At 60.5% G+C, this 18,269-nt stretch carries 15 protein-coding genes and 1 tRNA gene; 3 read left to right on the forward strand and 13 right to left on the reverse strand.

Annotated features, from left to right (window positions below):
• Positions 1-29: 29 nt before the first annotated feature.
• Positions 30-1,130, forward strand: coding sequence for a GGDEF domain-containing protein (locus tag AB1555_01215; protein ID MEW6245311.1), 1,101 nt, complete (start codon positions 30-32; stop codon positions 1,128-1,130).
• Between the two features lie 41 nt (positions 1,131-1,171).
• Complete coding sequence (locus AB1555_01220) at positions 1,172-3,085, forward strand: EAL domain-containing protein (protein ID MEW6245312.1); 1,914 nt, start codon at positions 1,172-1,174, stop codon at positions 3,083-3,085.
• A gap of 315 nt (positions 3,086-3,400) precedes the next feature.
• On the opposite strand, the gene AB1555_01225 is transcribed toward AB1555_01220, so the two are convergent.
• Positions 3,401-3,475, reverse strand: a tRNA-Thr gene (locus AB1555_01225).
• A gap of 150 nt (positions 3,476-3,625) precedes the next feature.
• Complete coding sequence (locus AB1555_01230) at positions 3,626-5,644, reverse strand: hypothetical protein (GenBank protein MEW6245313.1); 2,019 nt, start codon at positions 5,642-5,644, stop codon at positions 3,626-3,628.
• Positions 5,645-5,683: 39 nt separating this feature from the next.
• Here AB1555_01230 and ubiA point away from each other — a divergent pair, with 39 nt between their 5' ends.
• Positions 5,684-6,589 (forward strand): 4-hydroxybenzoate octaprenyltransferase, encoded by a 906-nt coding sequence (gene ubiA, locus AB1555_01235; GenBank protein MEW6245314.1) that lies wholly within the window; start codon positions 5,684-5,686, stop codon positions 6,587-6,589.
• A 3-nt stretch (positions 6,590-6,592) separates the two neighbouring features.
• On the opposite strand, the gene AB1555_01240 is transcribed toward ubiA, so the two are convergent.
• The 11 genes from AB1555_01240 to AB1555_01290 form a co-directional block, all read right to left on the reverse strand.
• Positions 6,593-7,642, reverse strand: coding sequence for a c-type cytochrome (locus AB1555_01240; GenBank protein MEW6245315.1), 1,050 nt, complete (start codon positions 7,640-7,642; stop codon positions 6,593-6,595).
• Positions 7,639-8,442, reverse strand: a complete 804-nt coding sequence (locus tag AB1555_01245) for an ethylbenzene dehydrogenase-related protein (GenBank protein MEW6245316.1) — start codon at positions 8,440-8,442, stop codon at positions 7,639-7,641. Before AB1555_01245 ends, AB1555_01240 begins: the two co-directional genes overlap by 4 nt.
• Before the next feature lie 84 nt (positions 8,443-8,526).
• A complete protein-coding gene (locus tag AB1555_01250) occupies positions 8,527-9,246 on the reverse strand; it encodes a cytochrome c (protein MEW6245317.1) in 720 nt (239 codons plus the stop codon).
• A gap of 130 nt (positions 9,247-9,376) precedes the next feature.
• Complete coding sequence (locus tag AB1555_01255; protein MEW6245318.1) at positions 9,377-9,985, reverse strand: cytochrome c; 609 nt, start codon at positions 9,983-9,985, stop codon at positions 9,377-9,379.
• 91 nt (positions 9,986-10,076) lie between these two features.
• The gene (locus AB1555_01260; GenBank protein MEW6245319.1) at positions 10,077-11,918 is read right to left on the reverse strand and encodes a cytochrome ubiquinol oxidase subunit I; all 1,842 of its coding nucleotides are present in this window, start codon (positions 11,916-11,918) and stop codon (positions 10,077-10,079) included.
• 51 nt (positions 11,919-11,969) lie between these two features.
• The gene (locus tag AB1555_01265) at positions 11,970-12,902 is read right to left on the reverse strand and encodes a hypothetical protein (protein MEW6245320.1); all 933 of its coding nucleotides are present in this window, start codon (positions 12,900-12,902) and stop codon (positions 11,970-11,972) included.
• Between the two features lie 51 nt (positions 12,903-12,953).
• The gene (locus AB1555_01270) at positions 12,954-14,048 is read right to left on the reverse strand and encodes a cytochrome bc complex cytochrome b subunit (protein ID MEW6245321.1); all 1,095 of its coding nucleotides are present in this window, start codon (positions 14,046-14,048) and stop codon (positions 12,954-12,956) included.
• 27 nt (positions 14,049-14,075) lie between these two features.
• A complete protein-coding gene (locus AB1555_01275) occupies positions 14,076-15,020 on the reverse strand; it encodes a ubiquinol-cytochrome c reductase iron-sulfur subunit (GenBank protein ID MEW6245322.1) in 945 nt (314 codons plus the stop codon).
• A gap of 1 nt (position 15,021) precedes the next feature.
• On the reverse strand, positions 15,022-15,840 hold the full coding sequence (locus tag AB1555_01280) for a cytochrome c (protein ID MEW6245323.1): 819 nt from the start codon (positions 15,838-15,840) through the stop codon (positions 15,022-15,024).
• A 42-nt stretch (positions 15,841-15,882) separates the two neighbouring features.
• Complete coding sequence (locus tag AB1555_01285; GenBank protein MEW6245324.1) at positions 15,883-17,586, reverse strand: cytochrome ubiquinol oxidase subunit I; 1,704 nt, start codon at positions 17,584-17,586, stop codon at positions 15,883-15,885.
• Positions 17,587-17,626: 40 nt separating this feature from the next.
• A complete protein-coding gene (locus tag AB1555_01290; GenBank protein ID MEW6245325.1) occupies positions 17,627-18,190 on the reverse strand; it encodes a cytochrome c in 564 nt (187 codons plus the stop codon).
• Between the last annotated feature and the right edge of the window lie 79 nt (positions 18,191-18,269).

Consider the following 18,269-nt stretch of genomic DNA (forward strand, 5'->3'; position numbering starts at 1 on the left):
CAGCCACTACGTAGAGGCACCCGTTCCTCATGACCGATCATCACGCCGGTGTCATCGTCAGGCGCTCCTCGTTGCGTCTCCTGCTCGGCCTGCTGCAGGTCCTGTTGACATTCGTTCTGGGTTACCGCCTTCCGCCCTTGGACGCGCTCCGTCACGCCGACATCGCGTTGATCGGGGTGACGAGCATGCTGCTTCTCCTGGTCCTCTGCCTTCCCGGCTCGGCGCTCGCGGGGAAGCCGTTCGTCTCGCTGTTGACCCTCGCGAACACGGGAATTCTGATCTTCATGACCCATCAAGCCGGCACGATCGAGCCCTGGCTCTACCTGGGGTACATCCTCGTCATCCTCATGGCGTCGGTCAGTTCATCCGCTCTGCATCTCTGGGGCCTGGGAGGTCTGGTGTCCGTCGCCTATGGCGTGTCATTGCATGCGGTCGGGGCCATGTTGACCGACCATGCCTTGCTCATTCCCGTCCTCTTATCCACGGCTTTGCTCTGCGGCAATAAAACTGAACTCGCCCAGACCGAGCTCAAGCGGATTACGGAATCCGAGGAACAGGCCCGCTATGAGAAGATGTCCGACGCATTGACCGGACTGCCCAATCGCGCCCAATTCATCGAGCGGGTATGGCGCTCGATCGAGTGCGCCAGGAACAATCGGGAATTCCAGTTCGCGATCATCTTCATCGACCTGGACGGGTTCAAACCGATCAACGACGGCCTGGGACACAAAGCCGGAGACGCGGTCTTGATCAAGACCGCCAAACGCCTGCAAGCCTGCCTGAGAAAGGGCGACATCGTCGCCCGGTACGGCGGAGACGAATTCACCCTGTTGATCAACAATGTGACGGGCAAGACCGACGCGATCCGCGTCGCCGAGCGTGTGCTGCGCAAGCTGACGGAACCGATCGACGTCGGCAAGACCGTCCATGTCGGCGCCAGCATCGGCATCGCCCTCAGCACCAACGTGCACGGCCGCCCCGAGGATCTCATCCGTGACGCCGATCTGGCGATGTACCGCGCCAAATCCCAGGGAAAGGGGAGGTACGAGATCAGCGACCAGATTCGAGATACGAAAGTCGGACACGCCGGAGGACGCCCGGCCGAACAGGTTCTCATGCAGTCGCGGTGACCGTTCAGGCTCCGACCGCGGGAACAAGGGGAACGACTTCCATGTCCATGTTGTCCAGAGCGCTCGCCGCGATGCCGAGGGTGCAGAGCACGCCGCCGGGCCTCCCGGAAACGGGCGGTGAGACCGCTCAACCGGCCACGGCCATGCGCTACAACTTCCTTCAGTTGCAGACGCTCGTGACCATCGTCCTGAGCTATCAGCTCCTCCTCAGCCCCAATGCGTTGATCACGCCGGAAGTGGAGATGCTCTCCATCCTGGGCCTGCTGCTGCTCTGCGGCATGCTGATGATCCTCCCGGCTCGCCTCATCACCGCGGACTGGTTCCCCGGCACGCTGGCCGTCCTGGACACCGGCATCACCTCCCTACTCATTTATTTCTCGGGCAACGCCGGATCCGACCTGTATTTGGCCTATTTCGTCATCATCCTGATCGTCACGGCCTCCCGTACGGCGATGCAGATGACGGTGTTCCTGACCCTTGTGACCACGATTTACGGATTCGCCCTCTATCGGGAGATCGAGGACACGGGGGAGGTGCTGGAACGCCATCTCGTCCGCATTCCGCTTCTCCTGATCATGGCCATTTTTTATCGGCGGACCGCCGAGTCGGTTCGGCTGCTGACCTATTACGATCCTGTGACGGGCCTCCCCAATCGGCGGCAATTCGTTCGCTTGCTGGGCCAGCAATTGACGGCCGGGGCGTCCGCCGATCACCGCAAGGCGCTGCTGTTTCTGGATCTGGACGGGTTCAAGCTCATCAACGACACGTTGGGTCATGTCGTCGGGGATCAACTGCTGAAAGCAGTGGCGGCGCGGCTCAAACAATGCCTGCGGACGACCGACACGATCGCACGGTTGGGCCCCGATGAGTTTTCCGTCCTTCTTCCGAACATCGCCGGTCCCGACATTGCGGGTCGGCTGGCGCAACGGATCCTGGACGCCCTCAGGCCCCCGTTCACGCTGGCCGGCCACGAAGTCTTCGTCACCGCGAGCATCGGCATCGCGATGAGTTCCTCCGAGAACGGCGACGCCGGCAGCTTGATCAAGAACGCCGATGCGGCCATGTATCGCGCCAAGGAGCGCGGCAAAAACAGCTACGAGTTCTACTCTCCCGACATGAACGCCCAGGCGTACGAGCGCCTGGTTCTGGAAAGCCGCCTTCACAAGGCACTGGAGCGGAACGAGATCATCGTCTATTACCAACCGCAGATTCACCTGCCCTCGCGCCGCATGATCGGCGTCGAAGCGCTCGCCCGGTGGAAGGACCCGGCCTCCGGCCTCATTCCGCCCGCCAAGTTCATTCCGCTTGCCGAAGAGACCGGACTCATCGTGAAGATCGGGGAATCGGTCCTGCGGCAATCCTGCCGTCAACTGAAAGCCTGGCACGACGCCGGTCACACCGCGCTTCAGTTGTCCGTCAACCTGTCCATGCGCCAATTCAAGCAGCCCGACTTGGCGAAAACCATCGCCGGGGTCCTCGCCGAGATCGGCATGGAGCCGAGGCATTTGGATTTGGAGCTGACCGAAACCTCCATCATGCAGGACGCCGAAGCCGCGCTGAAGGCCTTGAAGGATCTCAAAGCGATGGGGGTTCGCGTTTCGATCGACGATTTCGGCACCGGCTATTCGTCGTTGATTTATTTGAGGAGATTCCCGATCGACACGCTCAAAATCGACCGCGCGTTTACGCAGGATATGATGACGAGCGCGGACGCCCAGGCCATCATCGCCGCCATCATCGCCATGGCCCAGGCGCTCAAGTTGACCGTGATCGCCGAAGGAATCGAAACGGACGAGCAGATCTCGCTGCTACAGAAGCAAGGCTGCGTTCACGGGCAGGGGTTCGCCTTCAGCAAGCCGGTTTCTGCGGAAGAAATGACCGAATTGCTGAAGACCTGGCCGGGCGGAGTCGGATCCGATCTTCCCGAAGACCGTCTCCATGTGACACATTCCTGATTCGAGCTTCCATCCACTGCCGGTCGGCAGTTCCACCGTTTCCGGCGAACTCACGCTGCACGATCCACGGTGAGTGATTGAGGCGTGTATCCCGTCGCCGAGAGCAATTCACATGGCTCAGGGTCGAGCAAGCTTGGTTTGGTGTGGGCAAGCAGAGTCAATACAACTTGAGGTGTTTATCCCGTCGGCAAGATCCATCACATGGCCTCCGGGTCGAGCAAGCAGAGATAAGAAGAAGGGACACTGGAGGGTTTTATCCGCGCACATTTAGGTTCGATACTGCGATGAATAGCGCGCGGTCGCGCAAGCGAGGTGTGGAGCCGGCGAGTGGGGTCGAACCACCGACCTGCTGATTACGAATCAGCTGCTCTGCCACTGAGCTACGCCGGCTTTCACGGATGTGTCGAGAGGCTGCGCCGTGTCTCTGTCACCGGGCAAAGGCAGTGAATTTATACAGGTCTCCCCGTCGCCCCGTCAACACGCCCGTGAAGAAATCCGTGACCGTCTCTTGGCGTCGAACCGACGGTCCGTCGACCCGACTCACCGAACCTTCGTGAACGGAAGGATGCGCAACGCGGAGCCCTGACCGGCGCCCGGGATACAGATCGGCTCCTGATCGTTCCCGTCTTGCTTCTTTGCCACGCTGCGGACCTGCGCCCGCACATACGCGCAAAGTTCTCCGACCTGCACGACACCGTTCTTGTCCATGTCGGCTTCGCCGCGCAACCCTTTCAACAGGTAGTAGGTGAACAGCCCGTGCCGGCCTTGCTCATAGGCATGGGCTTCCTGCAGCGTGCGATTGCCGATCATGAACATCAGCTTGTCCTCGCGCGACGCGGGCTCTTCGCCGTCCCACATGGGCTCGATGCCGCTCCCCGGATCCGCTCCCGGGACCGGTTCCAGCGAGACTTCGAGCATCACCACGGCGCGCTGGACCGACGCCCGGCTCAACGCGTCCAGCAAACGGCGCAGCGAGAACAATCGGGACCGCGACACGGCGACTCCATCGTAGGGGACGAGCGAGACCGCGCCTGTGACCGGTTCCACAAGCGCCCGCCCTGCGAAATAGACATACGCCACGGTGCCTGGTTCCGTGTGGGGCGGAAGCCACTCCTCGAACACTTCGGCCAGGTCGTCTTTCATCGCCTGTTCATTCACCAAGAGCTTGAGCCGGCTCGCCGGAATCCCCGCCAGCGTCCTGAGGTGGCCGGCCATGACTTGGGCGTCTCGTCCCGCGAACTTGACGTCCGGCATCCCGGCGTCCCGGAAGGTCTCCACACCGATCGCGATGCCGATGGCCTTCGGCTGTTTGAACCCGGTCCCCGGTTTCGGTAGTTGGTCCACGTCCACAGAGAGCACTTCCACCTCTTCGTTCTGATCCGGCCTGACCGCGATGAGGAACTTTTTGGGAAGCGGCAAGTGCGCGCCGCTCGATAAGGTCCTGAGCGAGAGGATCAGTTCGGCCTGTTCCACCTCCTTCACCCCGTCGAGCTTGGCGCTGGCGGTGACCCGCTTCAACTCTCCGGCTTGGAGGTCGCCGACCTCGATGGGATTGGGAAACCGTCCGATCAGCGACGGGCTACCGCCGAGCAGGGTGTCCACGCCCAAGGCCGGTCCAGGTCCTTCGTTTTTGACTTCGATTTCGATGTTGACCTCCTCGTGGTTCTCCAGGACCTGATTGCGGTTCTCGTCTCGGACGATCGCGCGGAACGTGAGCTTAGGGCGTTGACCGCCCTCGCTCTGAACAGGCGAAGACCCCGGTTCGGAAGGGGGAGGCGCCGTCTTTGCCGGAACCTGGTCGCCAGCCTGGACCGGTGTCGACGCCTGAGCCCTCGGCAACGCGGCCCCAGGGTTCTTTCCCCGCAATGCCGCCTCGCGGATCTTCGTCGCGGTCCCCAATTGCTTGGCCATGCCTTCCGTGACTTTCTCGATCGCCTGTTCGGCGATCTTGTCGAGACCATGGACCTCGCAGCTTTCGCCGTCGGTCTCGACTTCGCCGCGCCCGAAGCTCTGGAGCTTCTTGCTGTACAGCACGGCGCCGTCCTCGTCCGTATAGGAAAAGTCCAGGCCCAGCGTCACCGTCACAGGATACGAGCGCCGGACTTTGCGCGGAATGTAGAGCTCCGTCTGGCTGATTCCCAAGACCACCGTCACGATGCCGTCTGCGGCGCCGCGCTTCGAGGCGACGTCGCCGACCTGGACTCGTTCGAACACCGTTCCGATCCGGCGGACCACAGCTGCCTTCAACGTCGCGTCGATCGGCAGCGTTTGCGGCTGTCCGCAGGCGTCGCGATACTGAAGAGCCGCATGGGCCACCGTCTCGTCCAGACTCAGGCGGACCGTGAGCGGGAGCCAATAGCCCGACGTGAACCCATCCCGGCCGGCGAAGAGCCCGCAACCGGCCAGGAGGGTCGCCAGGCAGACCAGCGCCGGGAGGCCGGCGGCAAGCCGTCCGCCGTGGCCGCTCAGCTTCGTGATTCGTCGGGCAGTTCCCACAGTACCGCGCTTATACCGGAAATCCGCCGCGGATAACAACCCGCGAGCCAGGTCATGCAGCATAATTGACAGCCGTTTTTACGGTGGGCTAAGGTCCCCGTCATGGCCGAGTCGCTGGTGCGCCATTCCGAATCGATTTCCGCCGGTTCGCCGCCCCAGAACAAGTGGGCCTCTTTCGCCGATCTCATTCGCTTGCGCAGTCAATCCGGCACGATGCTCCTGATGCTGCCGGCACTGTGGTCGCTCGTATTGGCTTCGGAGGGCCGGCCGCCGCTCAAGCTCCTGTTCGTGTTCGTGGCGGGCTCGTTTCTGATGCGGAGCGCGGGCGTCGTGCTGAACGATCTCGCCGACCGGTCGTTCGACCGGCAGGTCGCGCGCACGCGCGCGCGCCCTTTGGCCTCCGGATCGGTCACTGTCAGCCAGGCGCTGATGCTCGCAGCCGTGCTGATCGGACTAGCGGCGGCCTTGGTGTTGCTGCTTCCTCCTTTGGCGATCTTCTTGAGCCCGGTCGCCTTGATTCTGGCCGCGGTCTATCCTTATTCCAAGCGGGTGATCCACGTGCCCCAGGCGATCCTCGGTCTTGCCTTCGGATGGGGCGTTGTCATGGCCTGGGCTGCGACGCGCAGCTCACTCGACACGCCGGCTTGGTTGCTGTACGGAAGCGCTCTCTGCTGGGCGGTGGCATACGATACGATCTACGCGTTGCAGGATCGCGAGGACGATCTGCGCATCGGCGTCAAATCGGCGGCGATCTTTTTCGGCTCCCGCACTTGGATCGCGGTCGGGGTCACCCTCGGAGCCACGCTGACGCTTCTGGCTCTCGCGGGACGGCTTGCGGAACTGGGCATGGCCTACTATGGCGTTTTGGCCGTGGTCGGCGGCTTCTTCGCGCGGCAAACTTTCCTACTGCGCGGTTCAATTACTCCACCCGATGCGTTTGCGCTGTTCAAGCAGCACGTCTGGGTGGGTTGGGCGGTGCTGGCGGGGATGTGGTTGGGATTCTTATGAAGGTCAAGGTCGAGGTTCAGGTTGAGACTCCTCAACCTTCGCCTGAGCCTTAACTTCGGGTCTGTCCGATCTTGGCGCCCGCAACGTGCTGAGATACATCGTGACAGCCTTGGCGTCCGTATCGCTGAGCCCGAGATTCGGCATTCGGGTTTCAGGCTTCATGGCCTGCGGATACTTGATCCACCGGTACACCCAGGTCGAGTTCAGCCGGAACCCGGCGCGATCCAACGCCGGACCGACGATCCCGCCGTCGCCACCCACCCGATGGCAGCCGTTGCAGCCGTACTTGTTCTGATAAAGCCGCTTGCCGAACTCGGCGAGCCTCGTCACATCGGCAGCGGCCACGGTGGAAAAGTCCGGACGGGGGATCGGCGAAAACTTGGGCCGGGACGAGAAGTTAACCAGGGCGGCCTTCGCCTGATCCAGCTCCTTCTTGGCGACGAGGAGCGCTTCTTGCTCCTTCGCGTACGTGGACTCGTCCACTTCGACGCCCTTCTTCTCCGCCTCTTCATTGGCCTTCTTCTCGGCTGCATCGTACGACTGCTGGGCCTGATCGTACTTCTGCTGCGCCTCCTGGAGCTTGGCCTCCAGCTCCTTCTTACGGCCGTCCACGTCGTACGTCAACTTCAGGCCGTGCAACGTCCGGACGTAGGCGACGATGTCCCAGATTTCTTCCTCCGAGATGGTGTATTTGAATGTGGGCATCGTCGGCACGGCGAATTCGTCGTCGCCGATCTTGTCCCCGATCTCCGGCGTGGTGTCCTTCATGTCCCGGTAGATCGTGAAGAAGATCTCCTCGTCCTTGAAGGTGCTCATCTCCTCTTTGTTGGAGAGGTCCTTGGGCTTGGGATCGGGCATATGGGCCCAGTTGAAGCCTTCGTTCGGTCGGCCGTGTTCGCCGTGACAGTGCATGCAGTAGTGGTTGTACAGCGCCTGGCCCCTGGAGACCCGCTCGCTCTGGAAGAGCGAACAGCCACCGGTTCCCAGCGTTGCCGAGAGGCCGGCCATTCCGACGACCACTGCGACCACCCGCAGCTTCATCGACGTCCTCATGCCGACTGTCCTTTCTTTAGCTTTCTGATGACGACGAATTGAAACCCCGCCGCCAGCCCGATCGCCAAGGCGGCATAGAGATAGGGAGAATAATCCGGCGGCGGCTCGGCCCGGAAATACCACCAGGACGAGACCGCCTTTTGGGAGCCCTTCTCCTTCAGATCCCCGCTTTCCAGTTTCTTCCCGTCCCAAATCGCAAAGGCGATGCTGGTGAACTCGCCGGGTGTGAACTGCGCGTCCTCCTCGAGATGCTCGGTCGCGAGGGTCCGCGAAAAGACCACGCGCCACTTGCCGTCTTGATATACCCCCTTGGCCTTCACATCCTGGTGTTTCTGCGCCTTGAGGGTGCCGAACCCCTTGGCGTTCATATCCACGGCCTTGTTCTCTTTGTTCTTCCAATACCAGATGTTGACGGGACCGCCTTCGACGAGAGCCATCGGCTGGCCGTGCGCGAAGTGGGCCTTTTTGTCTCCCACCATGAACTCGAGGCCGGCCGCGTCGTCGGGATCCTCGGTGGGGTCCTCATATTCCAACATGATGGCCAGTGCTTTTCCGTCGTGCAGCGCGCGGACCTTGACCGATTTGACCGTCACTTCCTGGATGCGCGGCGCCCAATGGACCTGTGGAGATAAGGGGAATTCCGCGAGAGGCGCGCTGTTCCAAGCAGCCGCCATAGGGTCTTCCGATGGCAGCCCGCCTTTGACCACCGCCGCTCTGACCGTCACGCTTTCCTGGGCTGAGGCGATCGCTCCGACGCCGGAGGCTAGAAGCAAGAACCCAGCCAGCAAAAGGATTAACACTCGTCCTAGTCCCGTGACTCTTTCAGGCCGTTTCAATCTGTTCCTCCCCTCACCTCTAGCCCCTGGCCCCTCGCCCGCGACAAATCATTCCCATGTCCTCGGCTTCTGTTTTGCGCCGTCATACTCGCCCATGATGATCTTCCAGATCCATTCATCGGGCAATTCTACTTCCCAACGCGGCATCGCCGACTTCCAGGGCATCCCTTCGACCGGCAACCCGACTCCTCCTTTTTTGATCCGCCAGAACAGATAACTTTCCTGCAGCATCGCGATGGTCGTCGGGTCGGAAAAGTTGGCGGGCGGCGGGTTGAACCCTTTGGCCGCGACGCCCTTGCCGTCGAAGTTCGCTCCGTGACAGGGGGAGCAGAAAGCGGCGTAGAGTCCCTTGCCCGTCATCACGTTCTCCGGCGTGTTCGGAACCGGATTGGAGAGACCGACGAATTCTCCCGGCGGCGCCGGATGAATGGTCCGATTTTCCGCCGGCGGCTGACCGCTGGGAGCCGTGCTGGCATAGGTCTGCCACCCGACGAGCAACGGGAACAGGATCAACACCAGCCATCGCGCGCCCTGCAAGGCGCCAAGGTTTTCGCCGCTCAGGAAGCGGAAGATCGGGTCGAAGAACGCGTCCTTCGACTGGCCGCTGAGCGTGGCGTAAATCAGGATTCCCGTCACCGTCAGCGCAATGTAGAGAAAAATCAGGCTGGACGGCAACGGCGCCGAACCGGGGATATAGGGGACGACTAACTTGAGGAAAAGGTAGATGGCCACGATCAGCATGATCGGTTTAAGCAACGCACCGCCCATGATTCCTCCGTCTTCGGCTCTTATTCGAAAACCCTTAACCGTTGAACGCGACTCGTTAATCGTAGGATGGAAAACACCCTAAAACTGCCGAGCCTGTGCGGAACGCTCACCAAATGACGCGCTCCGTATTTCATTGCGCCTGCACCATGGTCGTTGGCGCGGCTTCGGCCATTTTCGGCGCGCCAGGCATCTCGATCTCGGACGGGCTCACCGTGATTGGCTCGCCGCTCATCTGCTGGAGGAACGCGATCACCGAAAGAATCTCGTTCTTTGACAGTCCGATCGGGTTCTTGTTGATGTACGGCATCCGGGCCGGATATTCCTTCGGCGGCCCTTCGTGTCGGTAGTCGAGATAGATGTACGCCTGCGGCTGAGTCAGGCTTTCATAAATGAATTCACGGGTCAGTTTCGCTCCGATCCCCTTGAGGTCCGGACACCGAGCCGATTCGCTCGGACCGATCGAGTGACACAAAGCGCACTGCCCCTTGCTGAAAAAGATCTTTTGCCCGATCGCCGCCATATCCGCCGGCGTCTTGATGCTGGCGACATCGAACTTTTCCTCCGCCGGGGGAAGCGAGGGCATCTGCGGAACACCCAGCGCGATGAGCGCGAACGTTCCCAGCACAATGACGACGAACCCGACGACCCGGAGAAACTGGGCTTTGATGAAGAGCAGAATGGCAACCCCGACGCCCACGACGCAGAGGCCGATGATCTGCAATAAGGCGACTTCGCTCATACGCTTCCTTCGGTTCGCGAATTAGGAATTAGAATTGTGAATTATGAATTCTGAACCACATTGGAACAATTCATCATTCACCATTCAAAATTCAACATTCCTGCCCACGTTTCACGCGGGTGGGTGCGCCTCCCGCCATGGCCGGCAAGGCTCCGTGCGGCACTTCGCTTTTCGCCGGCGCAGCCTCGGTTTTTCCTTTGTCGCCCATCGTGGCGACCCAGAAGATGAAAGCCACGAGCAGGCAGAACAGGAACGTGTTCAGGGACATGAACGCGGCGGCATAGCCGAGCGCCGGCGAGTAGGCGTACTGCGAGGAGTCCCGCATCACGCCGTAGATGTGCCAGTGAACCCGCGACGACGACCGCGCGTATCCCATCAGCGTCATCAGCAGGATGACCATCACGGCGTTGAGCACCAGCGCGTATCCGGCACGGGGAGGCATTCGGCCCCAGATCATTTCCGTGGTCGTCTTCGCGCTCTTCAACAGTAACGCGGTCAAGGGCGTGATCGTGAGCATCACGAACAGGACGATCAACACCTGCGACGTGGAAAAGTAATTGATCCTGACGATCGCGGGGACGAAGTATCCCCAGACCCCCAGCACGATCACCGCGATGGCGGCGACCGCGAGTACCGCGCCCATGACGGCCTTGGCGATCCTCGCCCACGTCGCCGTTTCCTGCTTGCCGGCCCTCCAATACATGATGAAGCTCATGAACGTCACCAAAATCATCAGATTCGCCACCGTCATCTTGGCCGACATGACGCCGAACACGCCGAGCAGCGGATGGTGCGTCCCGCCCATTTTTCTCGCTTCTTCGAGGCTGGCCACGAGGGAGTGCGGTGTCATCCAGACTCCGAGGCAGAGCAGCAAAATCACCAGCATCGCCATGATCGGCTTGCGGTAGCTCATTTCCGCGCCAGGAATGCGGTGCGTGATTCCGAGCCAGAAATAATAATTGGACCCGAGGAAGAGCACGCCGATCAGCATCGCCTGGAGAATGAACAGCCAGGAGAGGAACCCGCCCATCAGCGTGATGCCCATCTGCTGGTTGTACTGATAGATCTCGCGCATCAACCAATACCCGGCGAAGGGGAGTGGCAACAAACCGAACACGCCGATGAAGTTTCCGACGTAGCCCATCCAGTCGTAATGGTAGCGTTCGTCCTGGCTCCGGGCCGCGAGGTATCGGATGCCGGCGTAGGCGCCGCAGATATAGCCGCCGAGCACCACGTTGGCGATCAGGCGGTGAATGTTGACCGGCCACCAGGTCGGATTCCAGGTCGCCGCCCAGGCGCGTTGGATGTCCGTTCCTTCCGAAATCACCACCGGACTGGCCTGGAACGTCGCCCACGAATTGGGCACGATCATGATGAAGAACGCGAAGACGTTGAGCAGGAATCCGAGAAACAGATGGACGCTCTTCATGCCGCCATCCTGCATCGCATCCCATCCGTACCAATAGAGATACAGCGTGACGGTCTCGAGGAGGAACAGGATGCAGTAGACGATGAAGGAGGGGAAAAAGATATCGGTCAGGTACGCCATCAGTTTGGGATAGAACCCGATGAGCAGGAACAGCAGAATCCCTCCGAACAGGGCGGTCGTCGCGTATGACGAGGTCAGCAACTTGGTAAACTCCTTGGCCAGCTTGTCGTAGCGCTTATCCCCGGTCTTCCAGCCCACGATTTCACAGAGCCAGGCAAAGATCGGGACCCCTAAGACGAAGCCGGCCAGGAGCAGATGCTGCTGAGCGACGACCCAGATGATGTTCCGGCTGCCCAGTCCGGGAATGTCTCGATAGGCCACGGAGGCGGAGGCGCTGGCCGCGTCCTGCGCCACCCCCGAGGCGGGTACGCCCAAGAAGGCGGCCAGCATCAGTAATCCGGCGACGGCGACGATCTTCCGGCTCATCACGGCGGCTGTTCGCATTGGGTGTCCATCCCGGTGCATCATGGAGCTTCTCCCTAATCCCCGCCCAGGTTAAGGTTTCGCGGCCTTCCCTTTCACCTTACCCTTCTCTTTCGTTTCCTGCGCAGCCTTCTCTTCCAAGGCCTGCACGGTCGCTTCTGCCTGCGCCAGCAGTTTTTCCGCCTTCTGCAACGCCGCGGCGGGCTTGAACGGCGGTTCGACCTTGGCCTCGGATTGCACATACGACTCGTGCGGACGAGGCGTCGTCGCCGGGAGAAAAGCCCAGAACAATAGAACCAGCGTGACACCTGTACCCACGAAGACAGTGAGCAGCAGCGGTTGATCCGACGGGATCCGCATCAAATCCCACCGCCGGACGACCGACTGGTACGTTTCCGCTACCGGGGTCGCGGTCTTCACGTGCGGCTGAATGATCCGACCGATGATCCAGAGCCACCCCGTGATCAAGCCGAGCAGGACGAGCGTCGTCGGCACGCCCCATAAGTTCAGTTCGAGGCCGATACGCTCAGCCACCGGCAACGCTTTCATCAAGTCGGTTTCCATAATCGCGCGCGCGACGGACCGTGCGGCGCCGAACGCGGCGCCTTCGATGAGATACAACAGCGGAAAGTAGATCGCGCCGGTCAGCGCGATCTTCCACCACAGGGTCAGGCCCAACCCTTCCGGCGGCTCGAGACGCAGCCGGTCCAGGAATACCGTACGACCGGACAGGCCGAGCGCCCAGATGTCGATGGGAATTGCCAGCAGGAACAGGACGGCCAGTCCGGCGCCTTCGCCGAGGTGCAGACCTAGACCCAGAGTGACGATCGGGAGACCAAGCGCCGTCACCGGACTGGCGAGCAACAGCAGCAATGCGAGACCGGCGGCGGCCTCCACGTGCATTGCGCCGCTCGCGAACACCAGCAGCGTCAAGGCCAACTTGATCGGGAGTCCCGTCCAGAAGGCGGGCCAGAGCACCAGGAGGGCCAGCTTTATCGGGGACATCGGCTCACGATCCGTCATATGCAGACGCAGGATGCCGCGACCGCCGCGGCGTTACTCCAGAAACTCCCGGTTGATGATGGCGGATACGGTGAAGACCAGAATACCGGTCATCACGACAATCCAGCCGATCAGCGCGATCGGCCGCTTGAAAATATTGCGCTCGGGACTCCGGTCGATGAACGGCAGCGCCGCCAGGAACAGCAGGAACGCGCCGGGCACCGCCACCGCGCCCAGAAACTGGCCGAATTCGCCGGCGAAGATCTTCAACCGCAGCATCTGGAACAGGAACAGGAAATACCATTCGGGCTCGGGATGATACTCGCCGGGGTCCGGAGTGGCTTCTTCAAGCAACACCACCGGCTCCCAGAAGGCCAGGCTGCTGACGGTCAAAAAAACGGCTCCCATCGCCACGATGTCCTTCCAGACCTGACGCGGAAAGAAGTAATCGGTTTTCGCCTTCAGTTCCTCGGGACTGCCGCGGAACGGCCCGGCCGGGCCGGCCTTCCTGAACAGGAACAGATGCAGCCCCGCCAGCCCCATGAGCGCCGCCGGGAGGATCATGACGTGGATGACAAAGAATCGGCTGAGCGTCATCTGGCCCGGCGTGGGCCCGCCCTTCAGGAACCGGGCGATAAAGTCCCCGACGATCGGCGTCTTGTCCATGATCTCCACGCCGACGGTGGTGGCCCAATACGCCCGTTGATCCCAGGGCAGCAAATACCCCGTGAAGCCGAACGCCATCACGATGCCGAAGAGCGCAAGGCCGACGAGCCAGATCATCTCGCGCGGCTTCTTGTAGGCGCCCCAGAGGAAAACCTGGGACATATGCGCGAAGACCATCACGACCATCGCCGAGGATCCCCAGAAGTGGTAGCTGAGGATGAACCACCCGTAATCGACTTCGTGAATGATGTACTGGGTGCTCGCGTAGGCGTGGTCGGCGCTGGGCACGTAATAAAACATCAACAGGATGCCGGTGACCGCCTGCATGATAAAGATGAACAACAGGCATGACCCGAATACGTAGGCCCAACGCGATCCCCCGGGAACGGGCTCGTTGAGCATCTTGGCCTGGATGGTTTTCAGGCCGACCCGCTCATCCACGAACGCGAGAACTTTTTCCAGCGCGGTGGGTTGACCGTTCATGAAGCGATTCCGGGCTCCTCGAGAAATTTAGACGATCCGCACCCGGGCCTTGGTGCCGGCCTTGAACTCCATGTCGATGATCTGGACATCCCCGGTCGCGGACACCTGAATCGGCAACGGATCGAGCGGGCGCGGCGCCGGTCCATCCAGCACTTTCCCGCTGGCGTCATAGATGCTGAGATGGCACGGACAGAGGAACACTTCGCCGAGCAGCTTGTGCTTGCGCCATTTATATCCGCATCCGAGGTGGGGGCACTTTCCCGAAAAGGCGACGTAGGGGACATCTTTCTTGTTGGTCCAGATCACCTTGCCGCTGGAATCGCGGAAGTCCATATCTTTTCCCTGATAGACCTTGTCCAGCACGGCCGGCGTGGCCTTTAGGATCCAGACGTTCTTCTCGATCTCCGCCTCCGGCATGAAGGCTTCCTTGACCTTCTTTTTATATTTGAACTGGACGCCTACGTCCTCGGTCTTGATCTTGCTCACATTCCCGATCTTCAGCCACCTGTTGTCGAACGGCGCATACATCGGTTTCATCAGATACCGCAACACCGGGTAGACCAGCGGCAGGCCGATCAGCAATCCGATCGCGTGGGTCAGGTTCGCGAAGAACGTCCGCCGTTTGACGTCACGCTCCAGGACGGGCAGCGGAACCAACACCTCGCCGGGTTGGACGTGATGGAGGGAGGCTTCCAGATGCGCGATCTCGACCTCGTGGGTCGTGACATAGTCGTCGCGCTTGAACGGCGGCAACGCGTCGACCTCGCTCGACGCCGCGCGCAATTCAACGGCGTCTTCGGTGACGCTTTGCACCTGCGAGATCGGCAGCTGTCGCTCCTTCTGACCCAGCCCGTCGCCGCCGACGACGATGTGGCTGACCTCCCGCGACAAGGGGTCCATGATGACCTTGGTCACCTGGCCGATATCACGGTCCGTGCAACGGACTTTCGACTTTAATTTGGGAGGCTGCATGCTACTTTTTCTTGACCGGCTTAGGGGTGTTGACGGACGGATTCTTCATGGTGGCGAGCCAGGCCGCCAATACCTCGACGTCCTTTTCTTCCATCAAATCCTTATACTTGTCGGGCATTTTGCCTTTTTCGTACTCCTTCTCGAAGCCCTCCGCCATCCAGCTCTTCGGATCGAGGATCTTCTGCTTGATCTCCTCCGCCGTAAGATAACTTCCGATGTTGTCCAACTCGGGCCCGCGTTTCTTTCCGCCCTCCCCGCGCAATTTGTGGCAGTTGTAACATTCCTGAAGCTGCCACTGTTCGAAGCCGAGCTGTTCAAGCGCTTTGGCGTCCATGGCGCCTCCGATCGACGCAGGAGTCGGCTTGACGGAATCAGGACCGACTCCCACCGCGACCTCCGGCACATCCTTGCTCAAGCTCTTCAGCCGCTCGCTGATCGCCTTCGCCTGTTCCTCCAATACCTTGGCCCGTGCGATTAATTCTTCGGCTTTCCCTTGCTCGGTCTGTCTTCGCTTGGACTCGAGAATCTTGGCGATTTTGCCTTTCTCATCCTCCGGGTCGTACTGCGGGAGAAAGGACGCGCCAGCGATATAGACGGCGGAGATCACGATATAAAAGACGACGAGAGCGGTCACCGCTTTCGTCCCGCTGATAGGTTTCAGCGAGGGCGCGTCGAGCAGGATGAAGACGGCCGCGCCGAGCATCGCATAGGCGAAAAACATGGCCTGGAACACCGGCGGAAACTCCAACGCCCTGGTTACGCCGACGAGAACGCCGCCGACGAGAATTCCGACGATCAGCTTCTTTATCACATTGGCCATAGAATTCCTCGGCTCATACCATCAATCCGTGCGACGGCGGCGTCATTTCGCTCCCGCAGGAACCGGACTGCCTTCGGGCGCATGACTCTTGGCTTCGGCCGCGCGAAGCGTGATGAAAATCGCAAAACTGACCACGATATAAAACACCAGCGTAATCGCCGTGATCCACCAGGCCGAGTAGGACAGCGTCGGGGTAAACGACTCGGCGGTGAAATCCGGCACGAGATTGTAGGTATGGAAATACTTCCTGAGCAACGACCGCACGGCGCCCATCAATCCCATCGTCCAAATGGCGCTAAACGCCAGAAAGATCAAGACGAACTGGGACGCAAAATCGATTTTTCCCCAAACGATGGTTCCCTGTCGGATCGCACGGTTATAGATGACATAGTTGACGACCGTGACGAAGACCAGCGTAAAGGCCGCGGAATTCTTGGCCGGCATCAGCGCCAGGAAGTTCCACTCCGACGGCAGCTCCAATTCCGCCACGAGCTTGGCGCCGGTCGGCACGAACCCGTGGGGAGTCATCCAGATGGCGTTTCCCACGACCACCATCAGGAACCCGATCTTGATCACCGTTCCGGAAGAAACCGTGAGCGGCACGAATTTTCCGAGCACAACCGGGAGCAATACCAAGGGCAACAGAATAGCCAGCGACATGGGATCGGGGGCCGGAAACTGGGTCCAGGCCCAGGTCATCACGAACGGCAACGCGATCATCGCCAGCGGCGTCAGGACGGTCATCCTGACCCGCTCCACTCCCTCGATCCGCTTCATGCTCAGCCAAATGTAGTAGTTGCTGGCCAGGAAGATCAATCCCACCATGGCGCCCTGCATCTCGAAGAACATGGAGAGCTGATCGGCCATCATGTACGGACAAATGGAGGCGTCGTAGTCGCACAGCTCGTACGCGAGCAGATAGCCCATGAACGGCAGGAACAACAGCGCGCCGACGCCGATCAGGTTGCCGACAAATCCCATCCAGTCGTAGTACGACCGTTCTTCCTCTTTCTTGGCGCCCATATACATGTAGGCGGCGATCAACCCGGCGATGAACCCGCCGAAGGTCACATTGCCGACCAGGCGGTGGAGATTCATCGGCATCCAACTGTAGTTGTAAACCTTGTCCCATAGGGTCGCGGTTTGCAGAAACTCGGCTGGCGACACGCCTTCCGCCTTGACCGGGGTATTCATGAACGAAGTCGGACCGTCGATGACGAACAGCGTGATTGTCCCGATCACGTTCAACAGCACCCCGAGGGCAATATGGCGAGCTTTTTTGTCTCCCTTCCAGGCATCCCAGGTGTAGAAATACATGTAGAGCACGATGGTCTCCCCGATAAACAGCAACGGGTAGATCACCGCGAAGATCATGAAGAAGTGATTGATCAGCCACGCGGTGAACTGCGGATAGGTGGCGAGCAAGACGAAGATGAACAGGCCGCCGCTCAAGGCCGTCATACTATAGAGGATGACGGTGACTTTCGTGACCTCTTTGGCGAGCCGGTCGTATCGAGGGTCCTGCTTTCGATATCCCAACCACTCCGAGATCACCACGAAGATCGGAGCTCCGAGAATGAATCCCGCAAAGAGGATGTGGAGTTGGGCGACGATCCACACCGCGGTTCGATTTCCCGTGTACGGGAATTCGACGCTGGGCGCGCTCGGCACCTGGGCATAGGCCGCGGTCCCGAACAGCGCGAACAGGGCCGTTACGGCCAAGAGACTGCGCTGCCACATTGTCATGATGTCTCCCCGCCCCTCCTCTGCTCGGCCTAAATCAGAATTATTTCCCCGCTCCTGCGGCTGCCGGGGCCGCCCCTTCTCCGCTCGAAGCGGGAGCCGCTGCGGCGGCCGGGGCCGCACTGCCGACCGGCACCCACGCGTTCTTCACCGGATCCCATTCCTGCCCTTTCAACCCGAAGGTCCGTTCGAAGGCCAATACCTTCCACCGATCTTCTTCCGAAAGCTTGGTTTTCCACGCTTTCATCTTGGTGTTGGGAACGCCTTCGGAAATCCGCCAGAACCAGACGGAATCAGAATACAGCTTCATCCGTTCGGCATTCCGGAAGTCGCGTGCGCCCGCCTTGACCGGCTTGCCATCCTTGCCGTGACAGCTTGCGCAGTTCACGTCCGGATTTTTCTCACCGATGAAGATCTGCCGTCCCTCTTCGATGATCTTGTCGTCCGCCCACCAGCCGGCCGGCATGTGCTTGTCGGCGTATTCGGCCGGAGCCGGCGGAGGCGGGACAATCGGCCCTTCGCCCCCTTCACCACACCCGACCACGGAGACAGCCATCCCGACTATTCCGACAAAGAGCGCCACACCTGTTACATTAGTTCGTTGCATAGAGAATCACCCGCTCCTTTCTCCGTCGTTTCACGAACCGACCCTTTCCGGATAAAGCGCATGAAAAAAGACGCTTTTA

The organism is Nitrospirota bacterium (genome assembly GCA_040755395.1).
Lineage (GTDB): Bacteria > Nitrospirota > Nitrospiria > Nitrospirales > Nitrospiraceae > DATLZU01.